The organism is Collinsella aerofaciens, assembly GCF_005845035.1.
Classification (GTDB): Bacteria; Actinomycetota; Coriobacteriia; order Coriobacteriales; family Coriobacteriaceae; genus Collinsella; species Collinsella aerofaciens_I.
Genome location: NZ_SPFO01000021.1, coordinates 20385 through 34916 on the forward strand (window position 1 = coordinate 20385; position 14532 = coordinate 34916).

Genomic DNA, 14532 nt, shown 5'->3' on the forward strand with positions numbered 1-14532 from the left:
GCGCCGGCAACTCCAATGTGGCAATATGGTATCTGCACACCGCAACGATGTAACCCAAGAAAGAATGCGAGAACCCGTGTCCAGTCCGTTTACCAGCTTTTTAGCCCAGCACTTTGACCAGATCAACGACTATCTGGCCACGTTCTTTGACGGACAGGCGACCTCTGCCGATATCGAGCGCTACCTGTACGCGCCGCTCTCGGCTTTTACGGCCAACGCCGGCAAGCGCCACCGCCCGCTTATCTGTATGCTCGCCGCAACCGCAGTGGGCGGCAGCTTTGAGAGCGCCCGCAGCGCCGCGACAGCCATCGAGCATTTCCAGTCGGGCGCGCTGATCCACGACGACATCGCCGACAACGGACAGCTTCGTCGAGGCAAGCCCTGCATGCACCTTACCGAGGGCACGGGGCTTGCCATCAATTGTGGCGACCTGGCGCTCACCATGGTCACCAAGACGGTTCTCGACGACCCTACGCTTGAGTCCGACGTGAAGCTGCGCGTGCTCCACGAGCTTACCGAGATGATCGTCCGCACCATCGAGGGTCAAGCACTCGACCTGGGTTGGGTCCGTGACGGGCGCTTTGATATCTCGGTTGATGACTACCTGGACATGGCGACGCACAAGACCGCGTTTTACAGCGGAGCGACGCCGCTTGCCGCCGGAGCCATTATCGGCGGCGGCAGCGATGAGCAAATCGAGGCGCTGCGCGCCTTTGGCCTGCACACGGGCCTTGCCTTTCAGATTCAGGACGACCTGCTCAACCTTGTCGGCACTAAGGAAGCCGCCAACAAGGACTTCCGCACCGACATCACCGAGGGCAAGCGCACGCTTGTCGCCGTACACGCCCTCTCTGATGAGCGCCACCACGACGAGGTCGAGGCGATTCTTTCCTCGGGCACCGATGATCCCGCGCAGCTCGCACGCGCCGTGGAGATCTTCCAGGAAACCGGCTCCATCGATTACGCCCACACTTACGCGCTCGACCTGACCGCTAAGGCCAAAGCGGCCATCGAGAACGTTGAGCTTGATCCGCACGCACGCGAGCTGTTCCTCTCCATGGCAGATTTCTTTGTGGAGCGCCTTAACTAACGGGGGTTATAAAACCTGTCAGCAGCGTATTTAGGCACAACTTGCTACACTGTTGAGTGCATGTTTATGCATCCCTTTGCGTTGTCTATCCGACAGACGCTCAAATAGTACGAATGGTACGCCGAAAGGGGTTCGTTCATGGAACCTATTACAACGGGCATGCAAGGAGCAGCCGTCGAGGACGTGCAGTCTCGTCTCCTGCAGCTCGGCTACACGATTGATGCCGCCGAAGTCACCGACAAGTACTTTGGAGCCACCACTGAGCAGGCCGTCAGCACCTTCAGGCTCGACAGCGGCCTTGCTACCGGTCATGCCGTCGATATCCCCTGCTGGAGCGCCCTTGTAGACGCTTCGTATAAGCTGGGCGACCGCACCCTCTATCTGCGCATGCCCAATTTCCATGGCGCCGATGTGCAGGCCCTGCAGCGCGCTCTCAACGTTTTGGGCTTTGCCTGTGGCGAAGACGACGGCTACTTTGGCCCGCATACCGAAGCCGCCCTGCAGCAGTTCCAGGAAAATGTCGGCCTGTTTGCCGACGGCATGGCCTTCCAGGACACCTACGCCTACATCAACCGCCTGCACCATGTGTGGGAGGGCAAGCCCTCGGTCACCGAAGCCGAGTCCCGTATCGGTTTTGCTCGCGCCGCCAACGTGCTCGAGCGCTTCCAGATCGCCGTTATCGGCGAGGACCCCATCGCACGCAGCGTTGCGTCGCGCATGTGGAATATCGCCACGGCAACGACCGACAACAGCGGCATGATGCTCTGCGACTCCGAGGTCCCAACCGACGTAGACCTGGTGCTCGAGATCGCAAGCGACGAGCTGCCCGCCGACGCCGCACCGCGCGCCACGATTGCCCTCGCCGAGTGCCACAACCTGGCCCAGCGCATCCGCACTGCCAATGTCGCCGCGCAGCAGAAGCCGGCTCGCATTCGCATTGAGCTCACGGGCATGACGCGCTACAACGGCACCTTCACGGCCAGCGACGCGCAGACACTCGCCGTACGCCTGCTCGATGGCGTTTGCGATGCCCTCGCAGATTAGGTAAACTAAACGAGTTGCTTTTGGGCAACACCACACATTGGGACGTAGTTCAACGGTAGAACTCCGGTTTTTGGTGCCGGCTGTTGGGGGTTCGAATCCCTCCGTCCCAGCCAAGGTAACTGAGCGCCCTGGACTTTCATCAGCCCGGGGCGCTTTCTTGTGGGCAAGCGGAGGGATTCGAACCCGCCAGGGTGCGGAGCTGAGGAAACGCGAAGCGTTTTCCAGCGCAGCACGCAAGGAGCGAAGCGACACAGCGGGGCGCGGCCGCCGAAAAGGCGGACGCGGAATCCCTCCGCCCCACAAGCCGGCACTTGGGGACGTTCCTAAAGTGCCGGCACTAAAGGAACGTCCCCAAGTGCCGGCTTCTGCAACAACCAAGTAGAAAAAATCAGCCCAGTTCCGAAAAGCGAGCCGTCATCAACAAAGTGCCGCGTGGCCCCGGCGGGCCGGGCATTAAGTTTGTCGCGAGTTCCGCACGCAAAGAAGGCCACTTAATGTGGCCTTCGTCTTGCGCAGGACTGTAGAGCAGCAAACTTAATGCCCGGCCCGCCGGGGCCACGCGTCCCTAGTTGTTCAGCATGCGGTCGAAGCTTCCCGAGTCGCCATCCCGATAGTCTGCGGTCATCAGAATCTCCTGCGGAATGCGCCCGCCCTCGCGCAGCACGTTGCGGAACTGCACGCGCGTAACCATGGGCAGATCCTTGATCGTCGCTGCCAGGTTCTGCGGCACGCCCTGGTTGGCAGCCGCGGGCTCGCACTCGCCGCCGGCCTTCACGCGACGCTTATGCTCGGCGAGCATGGCGCGGTACATGCCGGCATGCAGGCGAATCTCAACCACATTGGCATTGCGAGCCTGCTCGACGATGCGCGCGCCCTCGCGATCGATATCGCCCACGTAGTAGACGTAGTTAAAGCGATAGCCAATCTCGGCCAGATAATCGTCCAGGGCATGCGAGACGCTCGCCTTGCATCCGCCGCCAAAAATCACGCCGCCCACCTTGATGCCAAAGAGCTTGGCGTGCTTGCGGCCACGCAGCAGCTTGACGATCTCGTCGTAGGTGTCCAGGTTCTCGACCATAATGAACGGCTTGTCGGCTCCCAGCGTAAAGAAGCCCGTAAAGTGCACGGGGCGATTGGGGGCGACCTTGATCGCCTGCATGCTGATGCCCTTTTCGGTCATACGCCTGATCAAGCGCTCACCGTGCTTGCCGTCAAAAGCCTTCTCGTCGTTAAAGATCTGGTAGGCACGCTGGCGGCGCGAGGCAACCGGCGTATCGGCACCTCGGTTCTGCTCGATCCAAGCCTGGATGATTGCGATTTCCTCGGCAATCTTGCGGTTGGACATCTCGTTGTGCTGAGTGCGCTGCGGAGCCTTTTTGCCGTCCTTGCCCTCGACCTTTACGATCTGTGTCTGCTGCTCTTTGATCTTAGAGAGCGCCATAGACGTAGGGACAACTTTGAGCAGCTGCCTGCCTAAAACGCGGGCAAGAGCAAACGCCGAGACCTCGCCGTGGGCGGCCGACTCGGGCTGCCGGGCAGCAGTATCTGCTGCGGCAGACTCCGGCTTCTTCTGAGACTTGCGCTTAGAATCGCCTTGGGAATTGCGCTCGCGCTTCGGCATAGGCGCCTGCTTCTGCGGACGATCGGACTTGCTCTCCTTCGCCGGCTGGCGCTTAGGCTGCCCCGAAGAAACCTCGACCTTCGCATCCTCGTCCTGCGGCGCGATCTTCTCGGCTGCAGTCTCGGCATGGGAACTGCGGCCCCCACGATGGCGACGGCGGCGAGGCTTGCTCGACGCGCCCTGCTCCGCCTGCTCATCAGTAGGCTGCTGGCCCTTGGCCTCGGCATCAACCTCAAGCTGCGGCTCAGCAGGCTTCTGTTCGCGAGCCGCCGGCTCAACGGCCTTCTCGGCCTTCTCGTCCTGAGTGGTCGAAGCTGGCTCGCTCTTCTCCTGATGCCTTACGGGATACGCGCGCCCCGCAAAACCACGTCCGGGACGGCATGAACCCGGAGCCTTCTTGACCGGTTCACCGGACGCGTCAGCAGCCTCGACGGAATCCTGGACCTCGCATGCAATACCTCGCTGCTCGGCCTTAAAGTGGGCACCGCGGCGACGCTTGGGCTCCTGGATCTCAGCATGCTCTTGAGTGCGAGTCGGCTCCTGCATCCCGACGGACTTTTCCTCGACGGTCTCAGCATCCGTCTCACCCTTTTGAGCAACGGCGCGACGGAAGCGCTCCTGCTGGGCGCGGCGCTGCGCATCGCGCTTGCCACCCCCACCAAAACCGCCGCGTCCTGCCTTGGCCGTAAAGGCACGCACGACGTTCTCATCGAGCAACTCATCGGTATCGACATGCTCGCGCGGAGCAACTTCTTCCACAGCAGGCACGTCAGCAGAATCCTCGACGACAAAGTCTTCGACGGACTCGGTAGGTTGTTCCTGGACATCGCTGATCTCGGCATTGATGGTATAGAACGCCGGGCGCCCGTTAATGCCGCTACCCTCGATCTTTGTCACGATATTTGCCGCGATAAGCTCATCGCGCATCGCCTTGGTATCGCACTCCTTATCCACGGAGCGGAAGATTTGCGCCAGGGCGCTCGACTTAATCTTGAGTGCCTTGCGGCAGAGCAGGTCGTAGGCGACGAGCTTCGCCCGCTCGGCAGAAAGCGATGTCTGACTGCTCAGACGCTCGGCCAGGGCATCGACATTGTTCTGATTATCGGAATATACCGTCTTGGCCACGGGGCCCCTTTCATATGCACACATATACGTCCATATGGTACAACGCGCGCGCCCGTCCACGCAAAACATCTGCGAGAACACCCCTGGCATCGCCCGTCTTCACAAGAAAAAAGACCGGGCCCGCGTTCTGCGGACCCGGTCTTTCCGAGTCATAGAGATGGAGGATTCAATCCGTCCGATCGATTAAGCCTGGGCGGCCTCGGCGTCGGCAGGAGCCTCAGCGGCAGCAGCGCGACCATACTCGGCCTTGCCCATCTCGGACCACTCGGGCTCCTCGTCGGGCATGGAACCGGCCTCCTTGCCGAAGAACTCCTTGAGGCAGTTGACGGCAACGATGAGGCCCAGGACCATCAGCAGGACGGCAAAGACGAGCTGCAGGCCCTTGGTGGCGGCGACGGAGACGGCGGCCGTGGTGGCGGTAGCCGGGATGGTACCGAAGAAACCGTAGGCCTGGACGGCGGTCATGCAGCCCATGGCGCTCTGGACCAGCGAGGTGAAGGTGCAGCAGAGCAGGAAGGCGACGGGCACGTAGAGCATCCAGCCCTTGCGGCCGGTGCACTTACAGAACACGGCGAGGGTGATCATGGTCATGCCGCCGAGCAGCTGGTTGGAAGCACCAAAGAGCGGCCAGATGTTGGCATAGCCACCAAAAGCGAGGGCGAGACCGGGAAGCAGGGTAACGACCGTGGCGAACCAGGGGTTGCCGAGGACCTTCATGTAGCCGGCCTTGGACTCGATGGCCAGGGCATCGTTGGTCTGGGCAAAGAACTCGGAGAACGAAGTGCGGGCGATGCGGGCGACGGCGTCGAGCGAGGTCAGGGCCAGAGCGGAGACGTTCATGGTCATAAAGACAGTAGCGAGCGTGCCGTCAACACCGAAGGCCTGCATACCGCGGGAGATGCCAGCGGCGAAGATCTGGAACGGGGTGGAAGCGACACCGGCGTTGAGGGCGCCGGTACCGGCGGTGTTCATGTCGGAGAACATGATGCCGGCGACGATGATGGCAAGGATGCCGACGAAGGACTCGACGATCATGGCGCCGTAACCGACCTTGACGGCGTCCTGCTCCTTCTCGACCTGCTTAGAAGAGGTGCCGGAAGAAACGAGGCTGTGGAAACCGGAGAGAGCACCGCAAGCGACGGAGACGAACAGGACCGGGAACATCATGCCGGAGGCAGTGGAGAAGCCGGTGAAGACCGGAGCGGTGATAGTGGCCTGACCGTTGACGCCCAGGACGACGATGCCGAGGACAGCGCAGACGATCATGACGATCATCATGATGGAAGTGAGGTAGTCACGCGGGGTCTTGAGCATCTGGATGGGCATAGCGCCAGCGAAGACCAGATAGACCATGACGACGGCGAACCACTGGAACTTATCCAAGTAGACCGGGAACTGCATGCCGACGGCGAACATGAGAACCATGAGGACAACGCCGGTGACGAACTCGGCAGCGCCGGTGAGGTTGAACTTCTTCTGGGCCCAACCAAAGGCGATAGCGACGAAGGTGAACAGGATGGAGATGGTACCAGCGCATCCGGCGGCATAGGACTTGGTGAAGTCGATGGCACCGGTAGCAGCACCAGAAGCGTCAACGGTCGGGGTGAACATGAACGTCTTGCAGACCATGTCGGTGAAGGCGGCGATGACGATGATGCAGAACAGCCAGCAGAACAGCAGGAACAGGCGACGGCCGGTCTTGCCGATGTACTTTTCGATGAGCTGAGCGAGCGACTTGCCGTTGTTCTTCATCGAGGCGTACAGGGCACCAAAGTCATGGACGGCACCAAAGAAGATGCCGCCGACGAGGACCCAGAGCACGACGGGCAGCCAGCCAAAGGCCATGGCGACGATCGTACCCGTAACAGGGCCAGCACCGCAGATCGAGCTGAACTGGTGCGAGAACGCGGTGAAGGCGGAGACGGGCGAGAAGCTGTTGCCGTCCTTCATGCGCTTGGCCGGCGTGAGGGCCTCTTTGTCAACGCCCCACTTGTTGGCCAGCCATCGGCCATAGCCCAGATAGCCGCAGGCGAGCACCGCCGCGGCCACAACCATGAGCAAAACTCCGTTCATTACATTTCCTCCTCTAAAAAGAACTTCCTAGACATAAAAAATGAGGGCCGTCGGTTGCGCTCGACGGCCCTCATCTTCATCAGCCGCCCGTTATCGTACGGGCTAGCTGTATGTGCTAACCCGCATCAGATAATTACTACGCTGATAATGTTTAGCTGATGCGTGAACATGTCTAAGAAATCCTCTTCAATCATGATGTGAACGATCCGTGCGTGTTCACATCCCCCAGTGGTTGAAAAGGAGTATGAAACTTTAGTTACCTAAAGTCAACGCAAATTTGTAATGAATTTTCAACTTTTTTGGATTTCTCGGTATAAAACGCCACTGACCTCGGACTTTACCCCACGACAGTTTTTGCATGAGAGATGCCCCTGAGAGCCGCGGGAGCCGGGCGGCGCATATGAACTTTATCGCGAGTTCCGCACGCAAAGAAGGCCACTTAATGTGGCCTTCGTCTTGCGCAGGACTGTAGAGCAGGAAACCTTATATCCGGCCCCTCCGTCCGGGGACCGCGCCGTACCAGCTACAGCGTCATGTTTGGATCGGCGTCGACGTCGAACGGCGAGATTTCACCTCGGTCGAATTTACGGCGAGCGACCTCCGCGATCATGGCTGCGTTATCGGTACAGGCAGACAAGGGCGGCACCGTTACGCGAATCCCCTGGCGTCCAAGCTTCTTGATCATCATCTCGCGCAGATGCGGGTTGGCCGAGACGCCGCCACCGATGCAGTATTCCTTGCATCCGGTAGCGTGCAGTGCGTTTTTGGCCTTCTTGTACTGCACGTCAAAGACAGCTGCCTCAAACGAAGCTGCCAGATCGGGCAGGTGAATCGTGCGCCCGGCCTTGGTCTCCTGTTCAATGTAGAGCGTCACGGCCGTTTTAAGACCCGAAAGCGAGAAACGATAGTCTCCCCTGCTGTTAAGCGCACGGGGGAAATCGATCGCGCGGGGATTGCCCGTCTCGGCCAGCTTGGAGATGATGGGGCCACCGGGATAGCCCAGACCCAACGCCTTGGCTACCTTGTCGAAGGCCTCGCCCACAGCATCGTCGAGTGTCTCACCGAGCACCTCGTAGTCGCCCCACGCCTTCACGTGCACGAGCATGGTGTGCCCGCCCGAGACAAGCGTGAAGATGAATGGCGGCTTGAGGTCGGGCTGCGCCAGCAAGTTGGCAAACAGATGACCCTCAAGATGGTTGACGCACACGAGCGGCTTGCCAGCAGCGTAGGCAAAGCCCTTGGCGAAGGCGACGCCAACCACGAGCGCGCCCACCAGGCCCGGACCCTGTGTCACGCCCACGGCGGCAAGCTCGCTGGGGGCAATGGCTCCATCCTCAAGACCAAGCGATGCTGCGGCATCCTCGAGCGCCGCATCCACGACACTCACAATCACCTCGACGTGTTTGCGCGAGGCGATCTCGGGCACCACGCCGCCAAAGCGGGCGTGAAAATCAATCTGCGTCGACACCTGGTTGGCCAGCATATTGCCATCCGCATCGATAATCGCCACGGCCGTCTCGTCGCAGGAGCTCTCGATAGCGAGCACTAGGCGGCGGCGCTCAATTTCGGCACGCTCCCCCTCGGAGCGCCCAGGCGCAGGCAGCGGCCACACGCGCTGCTCTGCCGCCGTCGGCTCGGGCGAAGCATTGTCGACCGGAAGCACCAGGGGCAGCGGGGCCGTCATGACGATGGCGTCCTTGCCGGCACCATAGTAGCCGCGGCGACGGCCAGCCTCGGTAAAGCCCAGAGCGTTATAGAGCGCAATCGCTCCCTCGTTGCCGTCCTCGACCTCGAGCGAAGCCGTGGTGCAGCCGAGCATCTGGGCATCATAGCTCACATGCGACAGCAGCTTGCGGGCAATGCCCTCACGGCGATGTGCCGGGTCGACGGCGACATCCAGAATCTGCACATCACCGTCCACGACCATACCGCCGGCAAGGCCCAGTAGCTTGCCGTCGTCGTGTGCCACCCACCAACTACGCGGCGCAGCGACGTCCTCGCCCAGTTCGGACAGGAACATGCCCGGCGTCCACGCCTCGTGTCCGGCACCTTCAAAGCAGGCAGCCTCCAGCGCGCTCGCGCCCTCGGCATCCGCCGCGCCCATGGGACGGAACTGCAGATGACGACCGGCGAGCTCATCGGCAACGCCCGTAATTCCGCTCTGCGCACTCTCGGCAAGACCAAGACGCTTGCGCTCGTTTTCCTCGGCATCCGAAAGGCGCGTGTAAATCGGCAGGACGCGGGCCGGATCGCCGTCACCCGCAGCGTGCGCGAGCAGCAAGCCCTCGCCCGAAGGCCACCACAGGTCGCGCTCCACGCAGCGGGCGGTCTCGTCCTCACCCAGCAGCTTGCCATAGCGCACGAGACCGTCACCGGTCAGCTGAACCTGGTCCCAGTCCGCTGCTTGGCGCCACTCATCGAGCGCCACGGCGGCCTTGACCACGTGTTCGCGCTCAAATTGACGCTCGGGGCCCTCATCGACCAGCATATACAGCGCCGGATATACCTCACCGCGCATAGCATCGGCCAAGATACCAAGCTTGCCGCGCACGCCAGCCTTCCACGCCGTCCAAGCGCAAGCGTCGAGCGTCGACACGCCCAGCAGCGGAACATTGGCACCACGCGCGAGGCCCTTGGCAGTGGAGATGCCGATGCGCACACCCGTAAAGGACCCCGGGCCGCGGCCGACCACATAGCAACCAACATCGCTGCGATCCAGACCGGCTTGAGCCAGCACGCCATCAACGGTATTCACGAGCTCAACGTTGGCGTGACGGCGACACATGTGGTCGCCACTCACGAGCTTCGTCTCGCCCGTCTGCCCATCAATCCAGCTTGCCGCGCAGGCAAGCATGTCGGTCGAGGTATCGAGCGCCACCACCAGCGCGTTGTCGTTATGCAAGCTCATCTTGTACAGCCTTATCAATCAAATGGGAAAGCTCCATTGCGCGGTCACCGTGCGCCTCAAGCGTTATCGTTCGCACATCGCTGTCGCCCTCATCACGCTTGAGCGTCACCGAAAGATACTCATCCGTCAGCTCGTCCTGGAATTGTTCGCCCCATTCCAGCAGGCAAGCACCCTCATAGCCCAGCACATCGAAAATGCCCGTATCCTCGAGCTCGTAGGCATGCTCCAGGCGGTATAGATCAAAGTGAAACAGCGGAATACGACCTTGATCGTGAACGGCCATGAGCGCAAACGTAGGGCTCGTAACCATATGCCCATCGCCCAGCCCGCGCGAGACGCCCTTGGTAAAGTGAGTTTTGCCCACTCCCAGGCCACCGGTCAGGATGAGCACATCGCCGTCCTCAAGGCACGGTGCAATTAGCTCGCCAAAGTACTCCGTATCGGCAGCGCAAGTCGTTTTGTAAGTACCTACCCCCAGGCGCTCCAGGGACATATATGCTCCTTATTATTCCGAGGCGTCCTCTGGTGCGGGATGTCGCTCCAGATAATCGCCCAGCATCTTAAAGTCTTCCTCCAGCAGCTCCTGCCACGCCGGATTGCGCAGCGCTGCTGCCGGATGGAACGTGGGCATTACTACAAAATGCCCCATCTGGTGGAACCTGCCGCGCAACTTAGTAATGCCAATCTCGGTCTTAAGCACAAAGTGCGTCGCGGGGTTGCCGAGCGTCACGATAATATCAGGCCAGATGCTTCGAATCTGCTCACGCAAAAACGGCGAGCAAGCCAGCACTTCCTCGGGACGCGGATTGCGGTTTCCCGGCGGGCGGCACTTAAGCACGTTGGCAATGTAGACGTCTTCGCGTTTGAGCCCCGCCAGCGACAAAATGCCGTTGAGGTCCTCGCCTGCCGCCCCCACAAAGGGCTCGCCCTGCAAATCCTCATTGCGGCCCGGCGCCTCACCAATAAACATCACGCGAGCGCGGGGGTTTCCCACGCCAAACACGATATTGTGACGCGACTGGTAGAGCTGGCAGAGGTGACAATCGCCCAGAACGGCCTCAATTTCCTCGAGTGCGACCTCACGTGGTGCCTGATGGGTATGGCCGGGGATGTGCATGACGCCCATAGCGGCTCCTACACGTAGACCTTGTCGAGACGCATGCCAAAGCCGCAGGCGACCTCGTAGTTAATCGTGCCGCGCAGTCGGGCCATCTCGTCCATAGTGATCTCGGCATCGCCATCGCGGCCGACAATGATCATCTCGTCACCATACTCGGCCTCGGGAATCTCATGCGCCGGGTTGGACTGAATGGCGACCATAAACTGGTCCATGCAGATATTGCCAACCTGATGCACGCGCTCGCCGCGATACAGCACATCCATACGATTGGAAAGCGTACGCGATAGGCCGTCGGCATAACCGATCGGCAGCGTGCAGATCTGAACGCGCGTACGCGGTACGCGGTAGGTAAAACCGTAGCCCACGCCCTCACCCATCGCAGGGTGTGCCACGCGCGTCACGCGCGCATGGACGCTCATAACGGGATCGAGCTGCATCACGCGGCCACTCAGCTCGCACGGCTGCATGCCATACAAGCCAACGCCGGCGCGAATCATATCAAAATGCATCGAGGGGTCGAGCATCGAGGACGGCGTATTGGCGCAGTGCACGATACCGCACTCAAAACCCGCATCTTTAATGGCCTGAACGGCCTCGGTAAAGCGCTGACACTGCAGCTTGTAGTCCCAGCCCGAAGGTTCATCGGCCGTGGCGAAGTGCGTAAATACGCCGTCGCACTGAATACCGCGATGGAAACTGATGCCGCGGACAAAGTCGAGCACCTGCGTGTAATGTACGCCGATGCGGTTCATGCCCGTCTCGATGGCGAGATGATACTTGCCCACCTTGCCCGCCGCGACGGCGCATTCGCCATACGCAAGAGCAAAGTCAGACGTATAGACCGAGGGCATGATATCAAACTCGAGCAACGTCGGAATGGCCTCGATAGGCGGCTCGCTTAGGATGAGGATGGGTTTCGTAATCCCGCCCTGTCGGAGCTCAACGCCCTCGTTAACCGTCGCCACGGCAAACATGTCGGCACCGGCCGAATACATGATCTTGGCGCACTCAACAGCTCCATGACCATAAGCATCGGCCTTGACCACGCAGCACAGGCGCTGACGTGGATTCAGCAAGTTCTTATAGGCCCTCGTGTTGCGACGGAGCGCCCCGCGGTCGATCTCGACCCAGGACCAGCGCGTCAAATCGGCTTTATTCATGATTAGTCATCCGACCCTTCATCCATGATTCCCAGATCTTCGAGCGCATCCTTTGCCGCCAGTTCCATGGCAGGACCGATCAAGTCGATAAGATCGGTCGCGATGACGCTCTTCTCACCATACTCCGTCGCCGCGGCAAAACCGGCGTAGCTGTGAAGTGCGACGGCGTACGAATACAGCAACTCCCAACGATCCATCTCGTCGCGCATGGTGGCAAGCGTGCCGGCCAAAATACCCGCGAGAACATCACCCGAACCGGCAGTTGCCAGAGAAGCCGGACCCGAGAGCGGCAGCAGCACACGCTCAACGCCACAGATAGCCGTCGTCGGCCCCTTGGCAATGACCACCAGATTGTCGGAGCCTGCAGCCCAGACAACCTTCTGCGCGGCCGCAATCGCGGTACCAAGGTCGTTCACCTCGTCACCGGCAACCAGACGCGAAAGCTCACGATAGTGCGGCGTCATAACCAACGGCTGCTCGCGACGATACATCTCGGGATTACTATCAATGCCGTCAATGGCAATCTTAGCAAGGCAGTTGAGTGCATCGGCGTCCAAAATAAGCGGCACATCAAGCTCGAGCAAGCCCGAAACCACCTGCATAGCGCCGGCAGATGTCGTCATACCGGGACCGCACAGTACACAGCTGTACTTCTTTGCAATCTCGCACACAGTCATGCGCGCAGCGGCGCCAAAGGAGCCGCGGGAATCAGACGGAATAGCAAAGACGGGAATCGAAGGAAGTGCCATGCGAATAAGATTGGCGCAGGCGTCAGGAGCCGCGACTGCCACGTAACCAGCACCCGCGCGAGCTGCAGACTTGGCCGCCATAATGGCAGCACCAGGATATTGCGCAGATCCGGCGACAATAAGCACAGAGCCACGGGAATACTTATCGATATTCGTAGGTAGTGGAGCAAAGTAATCAACTAAGTCACCGGGCTCGACAATCTCGGCGGCGTGGTCGACATCATCGATGACCTCGTCAAGACGGTCGTAAAGATTGCCGCAGATCAAATCACCAGCATACTCAGGGCCATCAGCGCTATACAGACCAATCTTGGGCGCAATCATCGTCACCGTATGCTCGGCACGAATGCAGTCGTCATCAACAACGCCCGTCTCGGCATTCAGGCCCGAGGGGACATCAATGGATACGACACAATCGGCGCATTCATTGACCGTAGGAATCCAGATGGAGAACGGCGCACGCAGATTCCCGTGAAAACCGGTACCAAAAATGGCATCGACAACAACATCGGCCTTATCGATCAAAACCTCGAGTTCGTCACGCGAGGGGCCGACGCAAACGTGCACATCGCGGCCGGCAGTACGACGAGCAACATGACGTGCCAGAGCAGCAGGAATCTCATCCGGCTCAACCGGAGAAACGATATCGACGTCCACACCCTTATGGCTCAGAATATCGGCGGCAACCCAACCGTCGCCGCCATTATTACCAAAACCGACCAGAACGAGAACCCGATCGGGATTGAGCTTCAAGACCTCGTTGGCGGCAAACTCACCTGCTAGCTCCATAAGCTCGGCCTTCGAAGTCCCTTCGCGTTCGATGATATCCTCGAGACGAACGACTTCTTCGGTACTCAAAACCGGTTTCATCTATGCTCCTAGCGTATCTTGCGAAGCATCGCCCAGGTGCTCCGTCAATGCTGAATTCTGCAGCTGCTCAAGCTCATCTAAAACAGAGCGAGCCTCTTTAAATGTCTGCGCTACGCGTTTCTTGGTACTCACCTTTTCCTCTTTTGGCTTAGGCCGAGCATCTTCGGTAATCGCGATGGCATTCGCAACGGCTAAGTCTCCTGTAAGCGTAATGGAAAGAGCGACCTCAACAACACCCAGCTCTTGAGCGATCTCGAGAGCACGGCCCGAAAGCAGCGCCTTCGGTTTGCCGAGTTTATCACGCGTAACCGAAACATCCTTGCGACCAACGCCTTGACTAAAACCCGTGCCGAGAGCTTTAAGTACCGCCTCGCGCGAAGCAAAGCGGCTGGCATAGTGAGCAGCGGGACGCGATGATGCATCACAATACGCACGCTCTTCTTCGGTAAACACACGCCGAGCAAACGACGGCGTCTTTTCAAGAATTGATTTCATACGGGAAATCTCGACGATATCAACGCCGATACCAGCTTCAGCCATGTTCACCTCCATATCGCACAGACTAAGTTATTGTAGCCCGTTCACAGAAGATGCGACAAACGAGGGTTATAAAACACAGCTACTATGTGAGACAAAAGCCCGTAAACGCAAAAAAAGGGGAGGCCGCGAGGCCTCCCCCTTCTCAGTTCAAGCGTACGGCTCGGTGCCGTCCACCGGTCAGCGGCGCCCTGGCCTCCCACGGGCTGACCCCGCAGTACTCTCGGCGCGATGG

10 protein-coding genes and 1 tRNA gene are annotated in these 14532 nt (G+C 59.9%); 3 read left to right on the plus strand and 8 right to left on the minus strand.

From position 1 onward, the window contains the following. Positions 1-76: 76 nt before the first annotated feature. The 3 genes from FGQ67_RS08650 (at position 77) to FGQ67_RS08660 (ending at position 2247) form a co-directional block, all read left to right on the plus strand. On the plus strand, positions 77-1090 hold the full coding sequence (locus FGQ67_RS08650; protein ID WP_138341401.1) for a polyprenyl synthetase family protein: 1014 nt from the start codon (positions 77-79) through the stop codon (positions 1088-1090). Between the two features lie 138 nt (positions 1091-1228). Next, the gene (locus FGQ67_RS08655; protein WP_171025280.1) at positions 1229-2134 is read left to right on the plus strand and encodes a peptidoglycan-binding domain-containing protein; all 906 of its coding nucleotides are present in this window, start codon (positions 1229-1231) and stop codon (positions 2132-2134) included. Positions 2135-2172: 38 nt separating this feature from the next. Next, positions 2173-2247, plus strand: a tRNA-Gln gene (locus FGQ67_RS08660). A 452-nt stretch (positions 2248-2699) separates the two neighbouring features. Here the strand turns inward: FGQ67_RS08660 and FGQ67_RS08665 are convergent. From FGQ67_RS08665 to acpS, 8 genes are all read right to left on the minus strand, one after another. Next, complete coding sequence (locus tag FGQ67_RS08665; RefSeq protein ID WP_138341403.1) at positions 2700-4880, minus strand: hypothetical protein; 2181 nt, start codon at positions 4878-4880, stop codon at positions 2700-2702. A gap of 183 nt (positions 4881-5063) precedes the next feature. Further along, positions 5064-6953 carry a carbon starvation CstA family protein gene (locus tag FGQ67_RS08670; RefSeq protein WP_138341405.1) on the minus strand — a complete coding sequence of 630 codons (1890 nt, stop codon included), beginning with the start codon at positions 6951-6953 and terminating at the stop codon, positions 5064-5066. 523 nt (positions 6954-7476) lie between these two features. Continuing rightward, positions 7477-9861 (minus strand): tRNA (adenosine(37)-N6)-threonylcarbamoyltransferase complex transferase subunit TsaD, encoded by a 2385-nt coding sequence (tsaD, locus tag FGQ67_RS08675; RefSeq protein WP_138341407.1) that lies wholly within the window; start codon positions 9859-9861, stop codon positions 7477-7479. Further along, a complete protein-coding gene (gene tsaE / locus FGQ67_RS08680; protein WP_006235849.1) occupies positions 9848-10354 on the minus strand; it encodes a tRNA (adenosine(37)-N6)-threonylcarbamoyltransferase complex ATPase subunit type 1 TsaE in 507 nt (168 codons plus the stop codon). Before tsaE ends, tsaD begins: the two co-directional genes overlap by 14 nt. 12 nt (positions 10355-10366) lie before the next feature. Then, complete coding sequence (locus FGQ67_RS08685; RefSeq protein ID WP_006235848.1) at positions 10367-10987, minus strand: uracil-DNA glycosylase; 621 nt, start codon at positions 10985-10987, stop codon at positions 10367-10369. 8 nt (positions 10988-10995) lie between these two features. After that, positions 10996-12141 (minus strand): alanine racemase, encoded by a 1146-nt coding sequence (gene alr / locus FGQ67_RS08690; RefSeq protein ID WP_138341409.1) that lies wholly within the window; start codon positions 12139-12141, stop codon positions 10996-10998. A gap of 2 nt (positions 12142-12143) precedes the next feature. Next, on the minus strand, positions 12144-13760 hold the full coding sequence (locus FGQ67_RS08695) for an NAD(P)H-hydrate dehydratase (RefSeq protein WP_082222952.1): 1617 nt from the start codon (positions 13758-13760) through the stop codon (positions 12144-12146). Then, positions 13761-14300, minus strand: coding sequence for a holo-ACP synthase (gene acpS, locus FGQ67_RS08700; RefSeq protein ID WP_006235843.1), 540 nt, complete (start codon positions 14298-14300; stop codon positions 13761-13763). Positions 14301-14532: the final 232 nt, after the last annotated feature.